Origin of the sequence: Weissella confusa, assembly GCA_041871065.1 — a bacterium.
In the GTDB taxonomy this organism is placed as follows: Bacteria; Bacillota; Bacilli; order Lactobacillales; family Lactobacillaceae; genus Weissella; species Weissella confusa_A.
In genome coordinates, this window is record CP168942.1 from 68,182 (window position 1) to 90,000 (window position 21,819).

Annotated in this window: 13 protein-coding genes, 2 tRNA genes and 2 rRNA genes (1 of these 17 only partly in view); all 17 read left to right on the forward strand. The window is 46.5% G+C overall.

Going from position 1 to position 21,819, the window contains the following annotated elements; genetic code table 11:
• The first annotated feature begins 2 nt into the window (after window positions 1-2).
• Window positions 3-2,414, forward strand: coding sequence for a glycogen/starch/alpha-glucan phosphorylase (locus tag ACAW68_00280; GenBank protein ID XGA16061.1), 2,412 nt, complete (start codon window positions 3-5; stop codon window positions 2,412-2,414).
• A 12-nt stretch (window positions 2,415-2,426) separates the two neighbouring features.
• Complete coding sequence (locus tag ACAW68_00285; protein XGA16062.1) at window positions 2,427-4,109, forward strand: glycoside hydrolase family 13 protein; 1,683 nt, start codon at window positions 2,427-2,429, stop codon at window positions 4,107-4,109.
• A gap of 186 nt (window positions 4,110-4,295) precedes the next feature.
• The gene (locus ACAW68_00290; protein XGA16063.1) at window positions 4,296-5,105 is read left to right on the forward strand and encodes a TraX family protein; all 810 of its coding nucleotides are present in this window, start codon (window positions 4,296-4,298) and stop codon (window positions 5,103-5,105) included.
• Window positions 5,106-5,340: 235 nt separating this feature from the next.
• Entirely contained in the window at window positions 5,341-5,907 is a 567-nt protein-coding gene (gene pth, locus ACAW68_00295) for an aminoacyl-tRNA hydrolase (GenBank protein XGA16064.1), read from the forward strand.
• 10 nt (window positions 5,908-5,917) lie between these two features.
• On the forward strand, window positions 5,918-9,430 hold the full coding sequence (gene mfd / locus ACAW68_00300) for a transcription-repair coupling factor (GenBank protein XGA16065.1): 3,513 nt from the start codon (window positions 5,918-5,920) through the stop codon (window positions 9,428-9,430).
• Entirely contained in the window at window positions 9,423-11,012 is a 1,590-nt protein-coding gene (locus ACAW68_00305; GenBank protein ID XGA16066.1) for a polysaccharide biosynthesis protein, read from the forward strand. Before mfd ends, ACAW68_00305 begins: the two co-directional genes overlap by 8 nt.
• Complete coding sequence (locus tag ACAW68_00310; GenBank protein XGA16067.1) at window positions 11,012-11,263, forward strand: RNA-binding S4 domain-containing protein; 252 nt, start codon at window positions 11,012-11,014, stop codon at window positions 11,261-11,263. Before ACAW68_00305 ends, ACAW68_00310 begins: the two co-directional genes overlap by 1 nt.
• Before the next feature lie 263 nt (window positions 11,264-11,526).
• Window positions 11,527-11,901: a septum formation initiator family protein gene (locus tag ACAW68_00315; GenBank protein XGA16068.1), complete on the forward strand. Its 375-nt coding sequence runs from the start codon at window positions 11,527-11,529 to the stop codon at window positions 11,899-11,901.
• Between the two features lie 98 nt (window positions 11,902-11,999).
• Complete coding sequence (gene tilS / locus ACAW68_00320) at window positions 12,000-12,977, forward strand: tRNA lysidine(34) synthetase TilS (protein ID XGA16069.1); 978 nt, start codon at window positions 12,000-12,002, stop codon at window positions 12,975-12,977.
• Between the two features lie 107 nt (window positions 12,978-13,084).
• Window positions 13,085-13,681, forward strand: coding sequence for a hypoxanthine phosphoribosyltransferase (gene hpt / locus ACAW68_00325; GenBank protein ID XGA16070.1), 597 nt, complete (start codon window positions 13,085-13,087; stop codon window positions 13,679-13,681).
• Between the two features lie 65 nt (window positions 13,682-13,746).
• Window positions 13,747-15,807 (forward strand): ATP-dependent zinc metalloprotease FtsH, encoded by a 2,061-nt coding sequence (gene ftsH / locus ACAW68_00330; protein XGA16071.1) that lies wholly within the window; start codon window positions 13,747-13,749, stop codon window positions 15,805-15,807.
• 105 nt (window positions 15,808-15,912) lie between these two features.
• Window positions 15,913-16,806, forward strand: coding sequence for an Hsp33 family molecular chaperone HslO (hslO, locus tag ACAW68_00335; GenBank protein XGA16072.1), 894 nt, complete (start codon window positions 15,913-15,915; stop codon window positions 16,804-16,806).
• 103 nt (window positions 16,807-16,909) lie between these two features.
• Window positions 16,910-18,394, forward strand: coding sequence for a lysine--tRNA ligase (gene lysS / locus ACAW68_00340; GenBank protein ID XGA16073.1), 1,485 nt, complete (start codon window positions 16,910-16,912; stop codon window positions 18,392-18,394).
• A 392-nt stretch (window positions 18,395-18,786) separates the two neighbouring features.
• Window positions 18,787-20,363 (forward strand): 16S ribosomal RNA (locus ACAW68_00345).
• A 90-nt stretch (window positions 20,364-20,453) separates the two neighbouring features.
• A tRNA-Ile gene (locus ACAW68_00350) sits at window positions 20,454-20,527 on the forward strand.
• 6 nt (window positions 20,528-20,533) lie between these two features.
• Window positions 20,534-20,606: transfer RNA gene (locus ACAW68_00355), tRNA-Ala, on the forward strand.
• A 203-nt stretch (window positions 20,607-20,809) separates the two neighbouring features.
• A 23S ribosomal RNA gene (locus ACAW68_00360) occupies window positions 20,810-21,819 on the forward strand (it continues 1,906 nt past the right edge of the window).
• Together the 16S and 23S rRNA genes with 2 tRNA genes alongside form the textbook arrangement of a ribosomal RNA operon.

Genomic DNA, 21,819 nt, shown 5'->3' on the forward strand with positions numbered 1-21,819 from the left:
GTATGCAACAAGACGATAAGGTAACTATGCTGAAAGACAGTTTTCTAGCCGAGTTGGAGGGGACTTTCGCAGTCAGTTTGGCAGATGCGACCGATTTGCAACGCTATCAAGCTTTGGCCACGGTGGCCAAGAAGTTGATTGCTAGCAAGTGGCGTCGTACTAAGGAAAACTACCGAGACACCGGCGCAAAGCAGGTGTACTACTTCTCGATTGAATTTTTGCCAGGTCGTTATTTGCGTGCGAACCTGCTGAACCTAGGATTGTTGACGGAAGCAGAAGAAGTGATGCAAGACTTGGGTGTTGATTTCAACGCCTTGTTGGAAGCGGAAGTTGATCAAGGTTTGGGTAATGGTGGTTTGGGCCGTTTGGCATCAGACTTTATGGATGCCATGCCAAGTATCGAGCTTGCTGGAAACGGAAATGGTATTCGTTACCGTTACGGTTTGTTCCGCCAAGCCTTTGTGAATGGCTACCAAGTGGAATATCCAGATGATTGGTTGAAGAACGACAACATTTGGGAAGTTCGCCAAGACAGTGAAGCACAAGTTGTACACTACGGCGGTAGCGTCTACATGGCTGAAACGCCTGAAGGATTGCGTCCGGTTTACCAAGGCGGTGTTGATGTTTTGGCTGTGCCTTATGATACGGGGATGATTGGGGCCAACAATGATGTCGTTAACACGCTTCGCCTATGGTCTGCAGAAGTGCCAGAAGAGGTGCAAGTGTCGGTTTCTGAACGCAGTGTTCTGGAAAGTATTTCAGGTGAATTGTATCCTGATGACTCAAATGAAGAAGGGCGTCGCTTGCGCTTGCGTCAAGAGTACTTCTTCAGTTCAGCTGGTGTACAAAACATTATTAAGCACCACTTGGCAGATGGGTATTCACTACATTCATTGCCATTCCAAGTAGCCATCCACATTAATGACACTCACCCAACGGTTGTGATTCCAGAAATGATGCGTATCTTGCTGGATGAACATGGTTTGAGCTGGGAAGAAGCATGGGGCATCACGACGCGTACGGTTAGTTACACGAACCACACGTTGTTGGCTGAAGCATTGGAACGTTGGTCACAAGGCCTATTCCAAGCGGAATTGCCACGTTTGTTCCAATTGATTCAAGAAATTGATCGTCGTCACCGTTTGGCGGTTGCTAGCGAACACGGGGAAGATTTCGCTTGGCGTACGTCGCCATTGCAAGACGGTCAAGTTCACATGGCCCGTTTGGCAGCGATTGGATCACACGCCATTAATGGTGTGGCACCATTGCACAGTGAGTTGTTGAAGGACAAGGTGTTGCATGATTTCTACACGTTGTGGCCTGAAAAGTTCTCAAACAAGACGAATGGTATTACGCACCGTCGTTACATGCATGCAGCGAACGAATCTTTGTCAGCTTTGATTGATACGAAGATTGGCGAGAGTTGGCGTTCATTACCAAAGGACATTACCAAATTGAACAAGTTCGCAAAGGACGAGGACTTCTTGGCAGAGTTGCAGGACGTTAAGCACGAGAACAAGGTGCGCTTGGCCGAATGGGTTAAGCGTAACATGGGCTTGGAGTTGAACACGGATGCTATCTTTGATGTACAAATCAAGCGTTTGCACGCCTACAAGCGTCAATTGCTACACTTGCTCGGCATTTTGACGGATTACTTGGCGTTGAAGCATGACAAGAATGCTTACGTAGCGCCACGTGTTCACATCTTTGCCGCTAAGGCAGCGCCGTCATACTACTATGCCAAGCAAATCATTAAGGTGATTAATGAGGTTGCCAACATGGTCAACAACGATGCAGCGGTTAATCAAAAGATGCAAGTTGTCTTTATTCCAAACTATGGGGTATCGCTTGCTGAATTGATTATTCCGGCAGCTGATGTGTCTGAACAGATTTCAACAGCTGGTAAGGAAGCATCTGGCACATCAAACATGAAGTTGATGGCCAACGGTGCCTTGCAATTGGCAACGATGGACGGGGCTAACATTGAAATTATTCGCGCAGCTGGTGAAGAAAACGCCTACGCCTTTGGTATGGATACAGATACGGTTTACTCACACTATGAGAAGCACGATTATTCTGCCCAAGGTATTTATGACAACAACCCAGTTTTGCACCGTGTCTTGGATGCATTGATTGACGGTACGATTCCGAATATCGAAGAAGAAGGACGTGCTGTGTTTGATTCATTGATTCGTGATAACGACGAGTACTTTGTCTTGGGTGACTATGCCTCATACGTTGCGACGCAAACGCGTTTGGGTCAAGATTACCAAAACAAGACAGCTTGGACGCGTAAGGCGTTGGCAAATATTGCGGCAAGTGGGGAGTTCTCAGCTGACTACACAGTTGCTGAGTATGCTGATGAAATTTGGAATATTCCACACAAGGCGCTCGCACAACAAGAAAGCAAGTAAGGTGTGACCACGATGGAGTTTGATTCATTTTTGGTCGCGAACCGCGATCCGTTTGGAGCAGTTATTGTTGGCGAAACTATTACGTTGCATACGCAAGGTCATGCTGAAGAAGTGCGTCTGCGTGTTTACGATGACGAAACGGGCAAGGTCACTTGGTACGATTTGCATGAAGAAGACGAGGATAATTGGGTTGTTGAAATTTCAGCAGCCCATGCCGGTCTGCTCTACTATCGTTTCGAAGTAATCGATGGCTATAACCAGTACTGGTTGGCCGCGCAAGGAAATAACCTGGGTGGCGCAGCTGAAGTTTATGGTATGCACCATGCGTCAATTCCTGACTTCCAAATTACGGTGATGGCCGAATTGGAAGAGTTGCCAGAATGGTATCAGGAGGCGCGCTTCTATCACATCTTCGTTGACCGTTTTAACAACGGAAACAAAGACATGCACGTCAACAATCCGAAGCCGAATTTGTTCATTTACGCGAATAAGCGTGATACGCCATTCTATGTGCGTGATAAGCAAGGTGAGATTGCCCGTTGGGAATTCTTTGGTGGTAACTTCCAAGGAATCGCAGAAAAGCTAGATTACATTCTAGAATTGGGATGTAACGCTATCTATCTGAGCCCGATTTTTGAAGCTAATTCAAATCACCGTTATGACACGTCAGACTATCTGGCGCTAGATCCTATCTTGGGTGATGAAGATGACTTCAAGTTTTTGTTAGATGAGGCGCACAAGCGGGGGATGCATATCATTTTGGATGGTGTGTTTAATCACGTTGGACAGTATTCGCGCTACTTTAACAAGGACGGCCACTTTAAGGAGCCGGGGGCGTATCAAGGCCCATCATCAAAGTATTATCACTGGTTTGATTTCACAGACTTCCCAGATGAGTACAACTCATGGTGGGGTGTGAAGGATTTGCCCGTGATTAATAAAAGTGAAGCGAGTTATCGTAAGTTTATTTACGGTGATAAGGATTCGGTCATTAATCACTGGAATAACTTTGGTGTCGACGGTTGGCGTTTGGACGTGGCCGACGAATTGCCGGATGATTTCATTGCCGGTATTCGTGATCAGATGAGTAAAGAACAAGTATTGATTGGAGAGGTTTGGGAAGATGCATCGAACAAGGTTGCTTATGACCAACGCCGTCAATACTTGCTCGGTGGTGGGTTGCAAGCAACCATGCATTATCCTTTGCGAAACCTGATTCTGGATTTCATGCTAGAAGAAATCGATGCACGTGTCTTTACGACTGTGTTGATGACATTGGAGTCTAACTACCCAAAGAATGCCTTTTTCGGGGCGTTTACGAACATGGGAACATACGACACAAAGCGTTTGTTCACTGAAATGGGTGAAGACGAAGAGAAGCTGAAGCGTGCGATTGAATTGTGGCTGACGATGCCTGGTGTACCATGTGTTTACTACGGTGATGAGATGGGGATGACGGGTGGCAAGGATCCGGAAAACCGTGGCTACTTCCCTTGGGATGAGCCGCGCGGTGAAATTTTCAACAAGTTCCAACGTTTGCTACAATCACGACCAACGTGGTGGCAATCAGCGGATTGGTTTGAATGCCACGCGATCGATTCAGATACACTTATTTATGCCTTCCACAAGGATGGGCAGCACGAAATGATGCAATTTAGTCGCAAGACTGGGTTAGCTATTATTAAGCAACAATAATTAGAAGAGGTGTAACGTTCTGAGCGTTGCACCTCTTTTTTGTGTTTGTGCGTAGTGTCGTGCTAGCGCACGAATCGTTTTGGAAAATTTCCATTTAACGTAAAAAATAAGCAAGCCTAAATCCTAGTCACCACGTACTATATAATGTATAGTATTGTTCAAATAAAGGTATACGGAGAGATTGTGATGCTTGATAAGTTACAAGAGAAGTATGGGTTGACGAGTTTTACGCTTAAAATGATTGGAATTGTGTTGATGGTCGCTGACCACACACATGAAATGTTTAGTTATGTTGGCGCACCAGATTGGTTGAATATGTTGGGTCGTATTGTAGCGCCAATCTTCTTGTTCCTGGCAGCTGAAGGGTTCCACTACACGCACAGTCGCGTTGGTTATTTGCGTAATCTGTTGATTGGCTTCTGGATTACCAATGTGATGATCATGGTCTTGCAACAAGCTTTGCCAAATGATCATGTGGTGATGATTAATTCAATTTTCGGAACATTGTTTTTGACGATTATTGCCATGTGGACTTGGGATAGTTTGAAGCACCCTAAGCAAGACCCAAAGCGCTTTGCATGGGGAATGTTGGGATTGGCCTTCTTGGTGTTCGGACCAGTTCTAGCGTTGTCATTATTGAACGTCGCATCAGCAAGCCAAAACATGTTTTTGATTATCTTGAGTTCAAGTGTTATCCCAACTGCGTTGACAGTTGAAGGCGGTATCGGTTGGATTTTGCTTGGCCTAGTCTTCCACATTTTCCGCGATAAGCGCTGGATTGGTTTGACGATTTTCGTCATCTTTAGCTTGTTCTTGTTGTGGCAATCAGCCATGCACGGCTTTAGTGACTACCAATGGATGATGATTTTTGCCACACCTTTGCTTGCGTTGTACAACGGTAAGCAAGGTCGTAAAGACAAGTGGTTCTTCTACATCTTTTACCCAACGCACATTGCTGTTTTGTACATTATTTCAACGGTATTTTTTGCCCACTAATCCGGGAAATAGGGTAAAATATTTGTATAAAGCAGACTGAGAATGTCGGAGGTTTTTGACCTCCGATGTGACCAAGTCGCCCTTATCAGGTGCGTCTTTGGTCTTACGCCTGACTGAAGTCAGGTGTTTTAGACCAACAGCTGCTGTGATTAATAAAGGCATTAACAGGGTAGGGTCATCGTGGCTCTGCCCCTTTCGTGCGTTTAACGCACGTTTCAAATAGGAGATGATACTGATGAAGATGATTGTTGGTTTGGGAAACATTGGTAAGGAATACGACCGTACGCGTCACAACATTGGCTTTATGACAGTTGATGCGTTGGCAGATAAGTACAGTGCATCATTTAAGCAAGATGGGGCACACAATGCATTTGTAGCTGATGTGCGTATTGATGGCGAGAAGGTTTTGTTGGTGAAGCCAACGACTTACATGAATGATTCAGGCCGTGCGGTTCGTCCGTTGATGGATTACTACGATTTGGACATCGCCGACTTGCTGGTTGTACAAGATGATATGGATATGGATCTTGGCCGTTTGCGCTTGCGTCAAAAGGGTTCAGCCGGTGGTCACAACGGCATTAAGAGTATTGCGCAACACTTGGACACGCAAACTTTCAATCGTTTGAAGTTCGGTATTGGACACCCTGCTCACGTACAAAAGGCGGTTGTAGACTTTGTGTTGGGCAAGTTCGGTAAGGACGAAGAGCCGGAGATGCTTGGTGGTATTGATAAGTCACTAGATATCTTTGAGGCGTTCGCATCTGGGGCTGACATGCCAACATTGATGAACAAGTTTAACTAAGAGGTACAGCATGGAAATTACAGGTCTACTTCAGCAAGATGCTGAGTTTCAACAACTCGCATCAGGGCTGAAAAAAGGTGGCCGTCATTTGATGACCGGGATTTCCGGCACCGCGCGCACGGTGTATTTGGCGGCATTACAACAAGAAACCCAACGCCCAATGGTTGTGGTTGGTGATAGTCAGTTTCACGCAGATCAATTAGCTGAAGATTTGGCCGCCATGTTGGGTGATGAACACGTCGCGGTTTTCCCGGCTGAGGAAACGTTATCTGCAGAAGTGGCTGTGACGTCATTGGATACGCGATTGGCGCGTGTGCAAGCGTTGCACCTATTGCTAACTGATCCGCAGGCAGTGGTTGTGACTGGCGTTGCGGGTGTCATGCGATACTTGCCACCAGTTAAGGCCTTTGCGGATGCTGCGATTACGCTTGATTTCGACCATGATTATGAATTGGCTGAGCTACAGGCGAAGCTAGTGCAGATGGGCTATCAGCGCAACGGTTCAGTTGAACAACCTGGTGAATTCGCTGTGCGTGGTTCAATTGTTGATATTTATCCGTTGGATGCTGACAATCCGGTACGTTTGGACTTCTTTGACACGGCATTGGATTCACTGCGTAGTTTTGACGCGGAAACGCAACGTAGTCTAGAAAACTTGGACAGCATCACGATTTTGCCAGCGACAGATTTGGTAATTGATGCAGACGATTTGGCAACAGCCACGACGAATTTGGAAGTTGCCATGACGGAAGCCCGCGACAAGTTGGACGGTGCTGATAAGCGTCATTTGACTGAAGCGATGAGTCCATTGTTGTCGATGATGAGCCAAGGTGGTTTGCTACCAGAAATTCGTCAATATTTGCATATTCTTTATCCAGATGCGGTGAGTTTGTTAGATTATTTTCCAGCTGATGGTATTGCAGTGTTTGATGATTACCCACGTGCATTGGAAAATGCGGATCAAATCACGTTGGACAACCAAAATTGGTGGACTGATGAGATGGCTGAGCAACGTGTTTTGCCAGATCCTGATTTGGGCTGGCAACTGGCTGATTTGGCGCGTGATGTGCAACAAGCTAGTTTGGTCTTCTCGCCATTGCAACGTGGAATTGGCCAATTGCGTCAGGCAAGTTTGACGAATTTGACGGTTCGTCCAGCACAACAGTTCTTTGGTCAAATGCCAATGTTGAAGAGTGAGGTAGCGCGCTGGCAGAAGTCAGGCGAAACGATTATCTTTTTGACGAATACAACCGAGCGACAAGCTAAGTTGGTGCAAACGTTGGCTGATTTTGGCGTCAAAATCAATGAGGTGGCGCCGGATGCTTTGGCGCCCGGTCGAACCCAAGTGACGACCATGCCACTGAGTGCTGGTTTTGAATTGCCAGCGCAAAAGTTGATTGTGTTGACGGAGCGTGAATTGTTCCAGCAAGTTCGTAAGAAGGCTCCGAAGCGTCAAACGCTATCAAACGCGGAACGTATTAAGAGTTATAACGAACTAAAGCCCGGTGATTATGTTGTTCACGTGAACCACGGTGTCGGTGTCTACGAAGGCATGCAGACGATTGAAAATCGTGGCGTTAAGCAGGATTACATTACGATTGCCTACCAAAAGGATGCGAAGATTTTCATCCCAGTCACGCAATTGGATCTGGTGCAAAAGTATGTCGGCGCCGCTGAGAAGGCCCCTAAGATTAATAAGTTGGGTGGCACGGAATGGCAGAAGGCGAAGGCGAAGGTTGCCAAGAAGGTTGAAGACATTGCGGATGAATTGCTCCAGCTATATGCCGAGCGTGAATTGAAGCAAGGTTATGCCTTCGCACCAGATGATGATGTCATTCGTGCCTTTGAAGATGCGTTCCCATACCCAGAAACACCTGATCAAATTCGCTCGACGAAGGAAATCAAGGCCGATATGGAAAAGTCACGTCCGATGGACCGCTTGTTGGTCGGGGATGTTGGTTTTGGTAAGACGGAAGTTGCTTTGCGTGCAGCCTTTAAGGCGGTGCACGATGGTAAGCAAGTTGCGATGCTGGTACCAACGACGATTTTGGCCCAACAACACTACGAATCAATGTTGAGTCGTTTTGAGGGATTTGGTGTTAACGTGGCCATCATGTCTCGTTTCCAAACGAAGAAACAAATGGACGAAACGAAGGAAGGATTGAAGAATCACACAATTGATGTGGTTGTCGGTACCCACCGAATTTTGTCTAAGGATATCGAGTTTGGTGATTTGGGACTCTTGATTATCGATGAGGAACAGCGCTTTGGTGTGAAGCACAAGGAACGTTTGAAGGCGTTGCAAACGAACGTCGATGTTTTGACGCTAACGGCCACGCCAATCCCACGTACTTTGAACATGGCAATGGTTGGTGTCCGTGATTTGTCTGTCATTGAGACGCCACCTGCAAATCGTTATCCTATTCAAACGTATGTGATGGAGCAAAATGGTCGTGTGACGGCGAGTGCGATCGAACGAGAAATGGCACGTGGCGGTCAAACGTATTATCTCCACAACCGTGTGGAAGATATCGAGCAAGTCACGGCGATGATTGAGTCGTTGGTACCAGATGCGCGTGTTGGATATATCCACGGCCAAATGACTGAGGCGCAAATGGAAGGAATTCTGGTTGATTTCATTAACCGTGAATATGATGTGCTGGTGACGACGACCATTATCGAAACTGGTGTGGATATTCCGAATGCGAATACGTTGTTTGTTGAAAATGCTGATCACATGGGCTTGGCGCAACTTTATCAGTTGCGTGGCCGTGTTGGTCGTTCAAACAACATTGCCTATGCCTACTTCACCTATCCGGGAACCCGTTCATTGAACGAAGAAAGTGAAAAGCGTTTGACGGCCATTCGTGATTTCACGGAGCTGGGTTCTGGCTTTAAGATTGCGATGCGTGATTTGTCGATTCGTGGTGCGGGTGACTTACTTGGTCAATCACAGCACGGCTTCATTAATGCGGTTGGATATGATTTGTACACGCAAATGTTGAATGAAGCAGTTGCCGAAAAGCAAGGTAAGCGTAAGCAAACGTTCGATGCCGAACTTGATGTTCAAGTTGAAGCGTACTTGCCGGCTGACTATGTGGCGGATGGCCCACAAAAGATTGATTTGTATCAACGTATTCGTAAGGCTAAGACATCAGCTGAGTTCGAAGAAATTGAAGATGATTTGTTGGATCGCTTTGGTGAATTGCCAGAAGCTGCGCAACGTTTGTTGTTGGTTGGACGTCTTAAGGCGGCAGCTGACCGCGTTGGTATTGCAACGATTCGTCGTGACTTCAAGCGTCAAAACATTTTGGTTGTGACGTTCGATGCCCGTTCAAAGTTTACGGCGCAACAATTTACCCAAGCGTTGGCACTAGCCAAGGTGCGTGGTCAGGTTGTTGTGCCAGATCCAGTGAAGGCTGAAGTGCCAATTCAACCAAACCAAACGGCTGAAGAATGGCTAACAGGCTTGTTGACGGTGTTTAATACGCTAGCTCCTGAAGAAGGAGTTGCCAATGCCTAAAACAAGTCAGAATTTGATGGCAGGTGCCGGTGTTTTGGCGGTGTCTGGCTTAATTGCCAAAGTGCTGAGCGCAGTGTATCGCGTGCCGTTCCAAAACCTAGTCGGTAATACTGGTTTTTATGTGTATCAGCAGGTCTATCCAATCTACGGTATTGGTATGGTGCTAGCCTTGAGTGGCTGGCCATTGTTTATTTCAAAGATCATCACGGAACAACCGGATGAAATGCATCAACAACTGGTGGCGCGCCGTTTGTTCTGGTCGTTAGTCGGCATCAGTGCTGTGTTATTCACGGTTGTGTATGGTGGTGCGGCACCGTTGTCATTGTTGATGGGTGGCGATTTGAAGTTGTACCCAGTTGTGCGCGCTGTTGCCTGGATGTTTTGGTTTATGCCATTCTTGGCGATTGGTCGTGGTTATGCGCAAGGACAACTGAACATGGTACCCACAGCAATGTCGCAAGTTATTGAACAGATTGTGCGCGTGGCGATTATTATTGGCGTTGCATGGTGGGGTGTGCACGCTAGCTGGTCTGTCTATCGGATTGGTGAGTGGGCAACTTTCGGTGCAACGATTGCTGGCTTAGCTGCAACGTTATTCCTAGCGACATCACTTCGTCGCATTTGGTCGTTGCCGATTGATGAGACGGTTAAGCAGTCGAAAGCATTAAGCTGGCGTCACTTGTTCGGCCGTTTGTGGCGCGAAGGCGGGTTGTTAGCAATGCTAGCGGCTTTGCTAGTCTTGCTACAGTTGGTCGATTCGTTCTCAACGAAGCTATTGTTGCAAGAAGCCGGGTTAACGGCACACCAAGCTGAATTCACTAAGGGAGTTTATGATCGTGGACAACCGCTAGTTCAGTTGGGGATGGTTTTAGCGACTGGACTCGGGACATCATTGTTGCCCGCGCTACGTCAGCACGTGATGCGACATGATGAACAAGCATTGCGGAATGATTTCCAATTGACGATGCGACTTTCTATTTTACTTTCTGGTGTTGCGACAGTTGGTTTGGTGGCCATCATGCCATCAATTAATCAATTGTTGTTTGGTTCACCAGCAGGCAGCGACGCACTGGCGTTGTTCACGATTAGTATCGTGCCAGCGACGTTGATCGTTGTCTCAACCAGTGTTTTGCAAAGCTTTGATAAGACACGTGGCTTAGGAGGGTTTGTCTTACTAACGATGCTAGTGAAAGCAGGGCTTAACATCTGGTTGGTACCTATTTTTGGTATTGCTGGTGCGTCATTGGCGACGGTCGGCGCATTGCTCCCATTCTTAATATTTACGCTCGTCCGCTTGCCTAAAAACCTGTGGATAAGTTGGGTGCCAAAGAAATGGTGGGGCAAATTGATCACAATTTTACTCACAGTTGGCATTTTGGCCCGTCTTGCGTATATACTAGGGCATAGCCTATTTGGTACAACGCGCCTGGCCAGTGTTTTAACGACAGTTGTCGGTGTGGGTGTTGGCGCAATCGTCTTTGTTTTAATGTTGTGGTGGACAGCACTACTAGAAGAAGCAGAGTGGGACGCCTTGCCTAAGGGACGCCAAATTTATCAGTTTATAAATCGAGGAAGAAAATAATGCGTTTGGATAAGTATTTGAAGGTTTCGCGTATCATTAAGCGCCGTACGGTTGCTAAGGAAATTGCGGATCAAGGTCGTATCGACATCAACGGCAAGACAGCAAAGTCTTCTAATGATGTTAAGACAGGTGATGAGTTGACGATTCGCTTCGGAAACAAGACATCTGTTCTTAAGGTTGAAAGCACGGCTGAAGTTGTTCGCAAGGAACAAGCAGAACACATGTACAGCATCGTGTCAGAATCATACTAACAAGATTTCAGTAACGACGAAAATTAAGTAAGACGAAAAGACGCCCTAAATAGGGCGTCTTTTTTTAGGAAATGTTATAAAAATGTGGTGAAAGGTGCTTGTGGATAACTATCCGTTAGGTTTTGATACGAAAAGGTTAAGGAAAGGTAATCCTGCTTAAGATTATCCGGTGTCTACTGTACAGTAAGAGCATAGGAGAATTGGTTAATGGTGTAGGTCTATATTAGAGTGTCCGCTCAAATTATCTCGGGGAGGTCAGCGGAATGATGGCAGTTAACAAACAATCAAATATCACGCCGCTGAACGCTAAGAGCGCCAACCAATTAAATCTTGAAGAGCGCAAGATGCGTTACAGTCAAGTTGTGCACTTGCGTCGACGCGTTGTACTCGTTGCAGTGATGCTAGTTGTCACGATTTTTGCAATGGTCAACTACCATACGCAGTACGTGAAGTACGAGACAGCTGCCCAGAGTCTTGAGACGGCAAAGGCCAACCTTGATAAGGCTAACAAGACCAATGCGAACCTCAAGCAAGAAGTAAAAGACTTGGGTGACAATTCATATTTGGAAAAGCTGATTCGCGAAAAGTACATGTACAGTAAAGATGGTGAAGTTGTCTTCAACTTGCCAGGTGAATAATGATAATCAACAAATAGAGACAATCAGGCGACTGATTGTCTTTTTATTTTTTGATTAGCGATATAATAGGGGCAAGGATTAAATGACGGGAGAGAATCATGCAAGATAAAGTTGTGCGAGCTAATTTAACGCGAATGATTCGGGAAGAAGGATTATTCGATAACCGCGACCATGCGTTGGTGGCGGTTTCGGGTGGTCAGGATTCGTTGCATGTCTTGCGATGGTTAACGGATAACTCGCTACCGGCGGATATTCAACCGACAGTGAGTGCGGCATACATCAATCATCAATTGCGTACGGACGCGGATGCGGAACAAGCGTTAGTCGAACGCGTCTTTGCACAAACGCCTAATTTGGCCAGTGCAACAATTCGTCAACTTGCGTGGGACGTGGTACCAACGACAGGGGTTGAAGAGTTAGCGCGTGAAAAGCGTTACGAGGCGTTGGTTGCCATCGCGCGTGAAGTTGGTGCGAATGCGATTGTTACGGCCCACCATAAGGGTGATCAGGTTGAAACAATTTTGTATAAGCTGGCGCGTGGTAGCCGTTTGACCCAATTGGTGGGGATGGCTAAAAAGCAACAACTGCAAGGTGATATCGACTTGATTCGTCCGGTACTGCAACTGGATAAGGACATGCTGGGGCAGTTGGTCAACGAACCATTAACCGAGTGGGTTGAAGATTATACGAATGCAGATGAGACGTTTGCACGTAACCGCATGCGACATACCGTTGTACCAGCATTGGAAGATATCAACGAACAAACCAAAGATCACGTCATTGCATTCGCTGATCAACTTGCGGCGTTACAGAAGTTGGCGAGTGGGTCGATTAATGTGCACGTGAAGGCCTTGGAAGACGGCCGGTTAGATTGGCGGGTCGATGAGGCAGTTTTGTTGCTGGTGCTGCAGACGTGGTTGACTAAAAAACACGTTTTCGCCGTAAAAGATAGTCAGTTGATTCAAGCAATTCAATTGATGCGAAATCCGAATGTTAGCCGAGGTTTTATTGACCTTGGGAATAGCTTGCAACTAGAACGTTTCGAAAACTACTTATTGCTTTCACGAAAAGATTAAAGCGTTCACATTTCTTTTAGGTGTAGCACTAAACATTTACCGTCAAACATGGTATTCTTAATGCTATGTAACGATAGGGGAATTAAGATTTAGGAGATTGAAAAGACATGAACCAATGGGACATGAATAACGATATCGAGCGCGTGCTTTATAGCGAAGCCGATATTGCCGAAGCAGCAGAGCGTGTTGGTAAGCAACTAGCTGCCGATTACGAAGGACGTACACCAATCATTTTGTCAGTTTTGAAGGGTGCCGTACTTTGGACGGTCGATGTTATGCGTCACATGCAATACGCTGAAGTTGAATTTATCGACGTTTCTAGTTATAACGGTGGCGTTGCTTCATCAGGTGAAGTGCAAATGGTCACTGATTTGCAAACCGACATTTCAGGTCGCGATATCATCATTATGGAAGACATCGTGGACACTGGTCGTTCATTGAAGTTTATGATCGACTTGTTGATGGAACGTGGTGCAAAGTCAGTTAAGGTTGCCAGCTTGCTTGATAAGAAGGAAGGCCGCGTTGTTGAAGCAACGGTTGATTACATCGGCTTTGATGTTCCAAAGGCGTTCGTAGTTGGGTACGGCTTGGACTACAAGCAACTGTACCGTAACTTGCCATATGTTGGTGTCTTGAAGCGTGAAGTTTATGATCCTGCCCACGCGGACAAGGTTGATACGATCGACATCACGCCTGAGCACTAATTTCTGTCTCGGTAACATAATAATGATGCAACGAAGGTAGTAGTAACTATCTGTAGGAGGAATAGATGAAGAATCAACGAAACGGCAATTTTGTCCGGAATAGTTTGTTCTACGTAATCGTAGTCCTCGGTATTATGGGTTTGATTTACTGGGTAGCCGGTCCTTCTCAAACGACTAGTACGAAGACTATCTCTACGTCGACATTCATGACGGAATTGCGCGACAAGAAGATTAAAACCATCACGATTCAACCTGGCGCTGGTGTTTATGACGTTAAGGGTGAGTATCGTAAGGCACAAACGGATAAGAGCTCAAAGGATGAGTCTCTTGTCTCACTAGTTGGTGGTGCTTCAAATAAGGTGACAGGATTCGAAACCCAAGTCATTAGCAACGATCCAATTATGGAGAGCTTGCAAAAGGCTGCGGACAAGACGAAGACTGAAATCACAACAAAGCCAGAAGCTTCAAACTTCTGGGGTAACATGGCCATTTCATTCTTGCCAATCTTGTTGTTGGTTGGTGTGTTCTACTTGATGATGGGTGGCATGAGCCAAGGCGGACAAGGCGGTCGTGGTAACATGATGGGCTTCGGTAAGTCAAAGGCTAAGCCAGCTGATCCTTCAGAGAACAAGGTTCGCTTTGCGGACGTTGCTGGTGCTGAAGAAGAAAAGCAAGAATTGGTCGAAGTTGTTGAGTTCTTGAAGGATCCTAAGAAGTTCTTGAAGTTGGGTGCACGTATCCCATCTGGTGTTCTTCTTGAGGGGCCTCCAGGAACAGGTAAGACATTGTTGGCCCGTGCCGTTGCCGGTGAAGCTGGCGTACCATTCTTCTCAATCTCAGGTTCTGACTTTGTGGAGATGTTCGTCGGTGTCGGTGCTAGCCGTGTCCGTGATTTGTTTGATAACGCAAAGAAGGCTGCCCCATCAATCATCTTTATCGATGAAATTGATGCGGTCGGTCGCCAACGTGGTGCCGGCATGGGCGGTGGTCACGATGAGCGTGAGCAAACGTTGAACCAAATGTTGGTTGAAATGGACGGTTTCTCAGGTAGTGAAGGTGTCATTGTGATGGCCGCTACTAACCGTTCAGATGTCTTGGACCCAGCTTTGCTTCGTCCAGGTCGTTTCGACCGTAAGATTTTGGTTGGTCGTCCTGACGTTAAGGGTCGTGAGGCAATCTTGCACGTCCACGCTAAGAACAAGCCATTGGCTGATGACGTGGACTTGAAGGAAATCGCCAAGCAAACACCTGGTTTCGTCGGAGCTGACTTGGAAAACTTGTTGAACGAAGCGGCATTGTTGGCTGCTCGTCAAAACCACGATACGATTTACGCCAAGGATGTGGATGAAGCTGAGGACCGTGTTATTGCGGGACCAGCTAAGAAGGACCGTGTTGTTTCTGCTAAGGAACGTGAGACGGTTGCTTACCACGAAGCTGGTCACGCCATCGTTGGTTTGGTATTGAATGAAGCTCGTGTTGTTCACAAGGTAACGATTGTGCCACGTGGACGCGCCGGCGGATATGCAATCATGTTGCCACGTGAAGACCAAATGTTGATGAACAAGACGGACGCCATGGACCAAATTGCTGGTTTGATGGGTGGACGTGCGGCCGAAGAAATTATCTTCGACCAACAATCATCAGGTGCCTCAAACGACTTTGAGCAAGCAACTAACATCGCCCGCTCAATGGTTACGGAATACGGTATGTCAGACAAGCTTGGTATGGTACAACTTGAGAACGGTGGTCAACCATTCTTGGGTCGTTCATACGGTGAGTCAGCTGCCTACTCTGATGAGACAGCTCGTTTGATCGACGAAGAAGTTCGTCGTATTACGACTGAAGGTTACAACAAGGCGCACGAAATCATTGAAGAGTACAAGGACAAGCACGAAGCAATTGCGAAGGCTTTGTTGGAGTACGAGACGTTGGATGAGAAGCAAATCTTGAGCTTGTTCGAAACTGGTAAGATGCCAGAGACGACTAAGGTTGAAAAGAATGTTGAAACGCCAATGTCATATGATGAAGCTAAGGAAGCCGCCAACAGTAAGTTGACGGCCGACGAGGATGCACAACCAGCCGTTAAGGTTGAAGTTTTGCAACCACGCAAGCTTGATCAAGAATAATGAACGTTAGAGACGTGAATGAGTAATCGTTCACGTCTCTTTTCTATATGGTGAATGTGTTAAACTGGTAGACAGAAATATACGAAAAATAAGAGGCATGAAAAGATGACAGATACACTTGTACGTGCGGTGACGACTGACGGAAACTTCCGTGCGATTGCCATCGACGCAACGGAAATGATGCGCGAAGTCGCAACGTTCCACGAAGCATCACAATTGGGTACGACGGTTCTTGGTCGTGCATTGTTGGGTTCTTTGATGGTTTCAAACGCTGTCTTGAAGGGTGAAGAGCGCTTGGCAGTTGTAATGGATGGTAATGGTCCAGTTGGTAAGATTGTTGTTGAAGCATCAGCACAAGGTGAAGTGCGCGGTTACGTGACGAATCCAACTGTTGAATTGCCATTGACGGCAATGGGCCAACAAGATGTTGCCGGTGCTGTTGGTAACAACGGATTCTTGTCAGTGACCAAGGACTTCGGTGAAGGTGAGCCATTTACGGGTCAAGTGCAATTGGTAACTGGTGAAATTGGGGATGATTTGACTTACTACATGGCTAAGTCAGAACAAATTCCTTCTGCCGTTGCGGTTTCAGTCTTGGTTGATCCTGATGGTACAGTTGCAGCTGCTGGTGGGTTCATGATTTCAGCATTGCCAGATGCAGCTGATGAAGATATTACGGCTTTGGAAGAGAAGTTGGCTCATGTACCAGCTATCTCATCACAATTGCTTGAAGGTCACGCACCAATGGATTTGTTGGCTAACTTGTTTGGTAAGGATAACGTTAAGCAATTGACAACGACGGAAGTTTCTCTTTACCCTGAAATTTCAAAGCGCGAATATGAGCGCATGTTGGCTACTTTGCCAATGAAGGATTTGCAAGAAATGCTAGATGAAGATCATGGTGTTGAAGTGGTTGATCGCTTCACAGGTAAGAAGATTCAATTCGACGAGGCAGAGTTGGCAGGTATTATTGCAGCTAAGGATGCTGAAGGATTGTAATTTTGGGCGAGGCACTTGCAAAAAGTGGCCAATATTGGCAAACTAATAAGTATCTGTGGTAGAAATACCAACACAAATTATTGAAAGAAAAAGAGGCAACATAATGGCTGACCAAGAAGTGTCATTGAATGACCAAATGATCGCACGCCGTGACAAGATGGCTGAAATGCGCGAAGCTGGTATGGATCCATTCGGACACCGCTTTGAGCGTTCACACACGGCTGCAGAATTGCACGAGTTGTATGACAACGCAACTGCAGAAGATTTGGAAGAGCAAGCAATCGAAGTAACAATCGCTGGTCGTATGATGACGAAGCGTCGTTCAGGAAAGATTAGCTTTGCGGATATTAAGGACCGTTCAGGACGTGTCCAAGTCTTTGTGCAAAAGCCAGTTGTTGGTGAAGAGCAATACGAGTTGTTGAAGAAGGCTGACTTGGGAGATATCCTAGGGTTCACTGGTACGGTTATGAAGACGCGTGCTGGTGAGTTGTCAATCAACGTGACGTCAATTACACACTTGTCAAAGGCTTTGCGTCCATTGCCAGACAAGTACCACGGTTTGACTGACGTTGAGACGAAGTACCGTCAACGTTACTTGGACTTGATTGCTAACGACGATTCATTTGACCGTTTTGTTAAGCGTTCAAAGATCATCACGGCCGTTCGTCGCTACTTGGATGGCGAAGGCTTTATTGAAGTTGAGACGCCAATGCTTCAAAACGAAGCTGGTGGTGCATCAGCTCGTCCATTCATTACACACCACAACGCTTTGGATATCGACTTGTACATGCGTATCGCATTGGAGTTGCACTTGAAGCGTTTGATTGTTGGTGGCATGGAGCGTGTTTACGAAATTGGTCGTGTCTTCCGTAATGAAGGAATGGACCCTAAGCACAACCCAGAATTCACAGTTATCGAAACGTATGCTGCTTACTGGAACTTTGAAGATGTCATGGTAGAGACTGAGAACATCATCAAGGCTGCTGCAGCTGCTGTAACTGATGACTTGAAGATTACGTACCAAGGTCACGATATCGACTTGTCAAAGCCATTTGCTCGTAAGCACATGGTTGATTTGATTAAGGAAGAGACTGGCGTTGACTTCTGGCAACCAATGACGTTGGAAGAAGCACGTGCTATCGCTGACGAAAAGGGTGTTAAGTATGAACAATACTGGGGCGTTGGTCACATCATCAACGAGTTCTTCGAGACGTTTGTTGAGGATACGTTGATTCAACCTACATTTGTTTACGGACACCCAGTGGATGTATCACCATTGGCCAAGAAGAACGAAGAAGACGACCGCTTTACGGATCGCTTCGAATTGTTCATCGTTGGTGCTGAATATGGTAATGCCTTTACTGAATTGAACGACCCAATTGACCAACGCGAGCGTTTCGAAGCACAAGCTGCAGAACGTGCCGCTGGTAACGATGAGGCGGAAGGTATTGACGAAGACTTTATCGAGGCTTTGGAATACGGTATGCCACCTACTGGTGGATTGGGAATCGGAATCGATCGTTTGGTTATGTTGTTGACTGATACGGATACGATTCGTGACGTTTTGTTGTTCCCAACGATGCGTTAATAACGATTAAAAATTAAGGAGCGATGCCTAGATTTGGGCATCGCTCTTTTTTGTACAAAATAAATGCAACAAAGTTTGAAGAAAGTGTTGACAATTGGTAACTGTATCTGTAATATAGATTAAGTTGTTACGGGGTACGAGTTATCCGCGTGACACGCTTCAAAAAATTATCTTTAAATAAGTTGTTGACATTTGTTTCATCAACTGTTAAGATATATAAGTTGTCTGATGAGGCAACGACGTAGGTCATTGAAAACTGAATATCGTTTCGATGAAACAAATGTGTAGGGTCATCAAGTTAGTTCTTGATGCAAAAACATTTGCGAAGTCAATTCGCTAGTAAATTCGTTTAACTTCTGTTAAACAACAAAAATTGAGTTATACTCAAACTTCAAATTGAGAGTTTGATCCTGGCTCAGGATGAACGCTGGCGGCGTGCCTAATACATGCAAGTCGAACGCTTTGTGGTTCAACTGATTTGAAGAGCTTGCTCAGATATGACGATGGACATTGCAAAGAGTGGCGAACGGGTGAGTAACACGTGGGAAACCTACCTCTTAGCAGGGGATAACATTTGGAAACAGATGCTAATACCGTATAACAATGACAACCGCATGGTTGTTATTTAAAAGATGGTTCTGCTATCACTAAGAGATGGTCCCGCGGTGCATTAGCTAGTTGGTAAGGTAATGGCTTACCAAGGCGATGATGCATAGCCGAGTTGAGAGACTGATCGGCCACAATGGGACTGAGACACGGCCCATACTCCTACGGGAGGCAGCAGTAGGGAATCTTCCACAATGGGCGAAAGCCTGATGGAGCAACGCCGCGTGTGTGATGAAGGGTTTCGGCTCGTAAAACACTGTTGTAAGAGAAGAATGACATTGAGAGTAACTGTTCAATGTGTGACGGTATCTTACCAGAAAGGAACGGCTAAATACGTGCCAGCAGCCGCGGTAATACGTATGTTCCAAGCGTTATCCGGATTTATTGGGCGTAAAGCGAGCGCAGACGGTTATTTAAGTCTGAAGTGAAAGCCCTCAGCTCAACTGAGGAATTGCTTTGGAAACTGGATGACTTGAGTGCAGTAGAGGAAAGTGGAACTCCATGTGTAGCGGTGAAATGCGTAGATATATGGAAGAACACCAGTGGCGAAGGCGGCTTTCTGGACTGTAACTGACGTTGAGGCTCGAAAGTGTGGGTAGCAAACAGGATTAGATACCCTGGTAGTCCACACCGTAAACGATGAGTGCTAGGTGTTTGAGGGTTTCCGCCCTTAAGTGCCGCAGCTAACGCATTAAGCACTCCGCCTGGGGAGTACGACCGCAAGGTTGAAACTCAAAGGAATTGACGGGGACCCGCACAAGCGGTGGAGCATGTGGTTTAATTCGAAGCAACGCGAAGAACCTTACCAGGTCTTGACATCCCTTGACAACTCCAGAGATGGAGCGTTCCCTTCGGGGACAAGGTGACAGGTGGTGCATGGTTGTCGTCAGCTCGTGTCGTGAGATGTTGGGTTAAGTCCCGCAACGAGCGCAACCCTTATTACTAGTTGCCAGCATTCAGTTGGGCACTCTAGTGAGACTGCCGGTGACAAACCGGAGGAAGGTGGGGATGACGTCAAATCATCATGCCCCTTATGACCTGGGCTACACACGTGCTACAATGGCGTATACAACGAGTTGCCAACCCGCGAGGGTGAGCTAATCTCTTAAAGTACGTCTCAGTTCGGATTGTAGGCTGCAACTCGCCTACATGAAGTCGGAATCGCTAGTAATCGCGGATCAGCACGCCGCGGTGAATACGTTCCCGGGTCTTGTACACACCGCCCGTCACACCATGAGAGTTTGTAACACCCAAAGCCGGTGGGGTAACCTTCGGGAGCCAGCCGTCTAAGGTGGGACAGATGATTAGGGTGAAGTCGTAACAAGGTAGCCGTAGGAGAACCTGCGGCTGGATCACCTCCTTTCTAAGGAAAATCGGAAACCTACACATTCATTGAAACGATATTCAGTTTTGAGTGATTTACACTCAAACAAGACAGAGAGTCGAATCTCATGGGACTGTAGCTCAGCTGGTTAGAGCGCACCCCTGATAAGGGTGAGGTCGGAGGTTCGAGTCCTCTCAGTCCCATATAATGGGGAATTAGCTCAGCTGGGAGAGCACCTGCTTTGCAAGCAGGGGGTCATCGGTTCGATCCCGATATTCTCCATTGAAACCTTCGGGTTTCAATATTAGATCTTTGAAAACTGAATCATAATTGTAAATTTTTAAATTCATTTAATATTGTTAATTCAATATAAATTGAGCCGAAAAAATACACCGCGTAATTTTTTGAGTTTTTTAAATTAGTTTAAAATCGCTTGTGGCCTTTGAGCCACATACTCAAACTTATATCATCAACGTTAGTTGATAGGTTAAGTTATTAAGGGCGCATGGTGGATGCCTTGGCACTAGGAGCCGATGAAGGACGGGACTAACACCGATATGCTTCGGGGAGCTGTAAGTAAGCTTTGATCCGGAGATTTCCGAATGGGGGAACCCAACTTGTTATGCAAGTTATCACCTAATGAATATATAGTTAGGTTGAAGGTAGACGTTGTGAACTGAAACATCTCATTAGCAACAGGAATAGAAAGAAAAATCGATTCCGCCAGTAGCGGCGAGCGAAAACGGAAGAGCCCAAACCAAAGTGCTTGCACTTTGGGGTTGTAGGACTGCCATTGTGGAGTTACAAAATTGTTTATTAGCAGAATCAGCTGGGAAGCTGAGCGAGACAGGGTGATAGCCCCGTATGCGAAAGTAAGCAATCTCCCGTGCAGGATCCTGAGTACGGCCGGACACGTGAAATCCGGTCGGAATCCGCGAGGACCATCTCGCAAGGCTAAATACTCCCTAGTGACCGATAGTGAACCAGTACCGTGAGGGAAAGGTGAAAAGCACCCCGGAAGGGGAGTGAAAAAGTTCCTGAAACCATGTGCCTACAAGAAGTTAGAGCCCGTTAATGGGTGATAGCGTGCCTTTTGTAGAATGAACCGGCGAGTTACGATACCATGCAAGGTTAAGGTGGAAAGACCGGAGCCGTAGCGAAAGCGAGTCTGAAATGGGCGAATTAGTATGTTGTTGTAGACCCGAAACCAGGTGACCTACCCATGTCCAGGGTGAAGGTGCGGTAAAACGCACTGGAGGCCCGAACCCGTGCATGTTGAAAAATGCTGGGATGAGGTGTGGGTAGCGGTGAAATTCCAATCGAACTTGGAGATAGCTGGTTCTCTCCGAAATAGCTTTAGGGCTAGCCTCGGAATGTAGCGTGTTGGAGGTAGAGCACTGTTTTGGTGCGGGGCCCATCTCGGGTTACCAAATTAAGATAAACTCCGAATGCCAATCACGTATGTCCGGGAGTCAGACAGTGAGTGATAAGATCC

What these genes read in the sequence shown, in the direction of transcription:
- ACAW68_00290 (XGA16063.1), top strand. Translation starts at nt 4,296, where the DNA reads ATGCTTGATAAGTTACAAGAGAAGTATGGGTTGACGAGTTTTACGCTT.
- mfd (XGA16065.1), top strand. Translation starts at nt 5,918, where the DNA reads ATGGAAATTACAGGTCTACTTCAGCAAGATGCTGAGTTTCAACAACTC.
- ACAW68_00280 (XGA16061.1), top strand. Translation starts at nt 3, where the DNA reads ATGCAACAAGACGATAAGGTAACTATGCTGAAAGACAGTTTTCTAGCC.
- pth (XGA16064.1), top strand. Translation starts at nt 5,341, where the DNA reads ATGAAGATGATTGTTGGTTTGGGAAACATTGGTAAGGAATACGACCGT.
- hslO (XGA16072.1), top strand. Translation starts at nt 15,913, where the DNA reads ATGACAGATACACTTGTACGTGCGGTGACGACTGACGGAAACTTCCGT.
- ACAW68_00305 (XGA16066.1), top strand. Translation starts at nt 9,423, where the DNA reads ATGCCTAAAACAAGTCAGAATTTGATGGCAGGTGCCGGTGTTTTGGCG.
- lysS (XGA16073.1), top strand. Translation starts at nt 16,910, where the DNA reads ATGGCTGACCAAGAAGTGTCATTGAATGACCAAATGATCGCACGCCGT.
- ACAW68_00285 (XGA16062.1), top strand. Translation starts at nt 2,427, where the DNA reads ATGGAGTTTGATTCATTTTTGGTCGCGAACCGCGATCCGTTTGGAGCA.
- tilS (XGA16069.1), top strand. Translation starts at nt 12,000, where the DNA reads ATGCAAGATAAAGTTGTGCGAGCTAATTTAACGCGAATGATTCGGGAA.
- ACAW68_00310 (XGA16067.1), top strand. Translation starts at nt 11,012, where the DNA reads ATGCGTTTGGATAAGTATTTGAAGGTTTCGCGTATCATTAAGCGCCGT.
- ACAW68_00315 (XGA16068.1), top strand. Translation starts at nt 11,527, where the DNA reads ATGATGGCAGTTAACAAACAATCAAATATCACGCCGCTGAACGCTAAG.
- hpt (XGA16070.1), top strand. Translation starts at nt 13,085, where the DNA reads ATGAACCAATGGGACATGAATAACGATATCGAGCGCGTGCTTTATAGC.
- ftsH (XGA16071.1), top strand. Translation starts at nt 13,747, where the DNA reads ATGAAGAATCAACGAAACGGCAATTTTGTCCGGAATAGTTTGTTCTAC.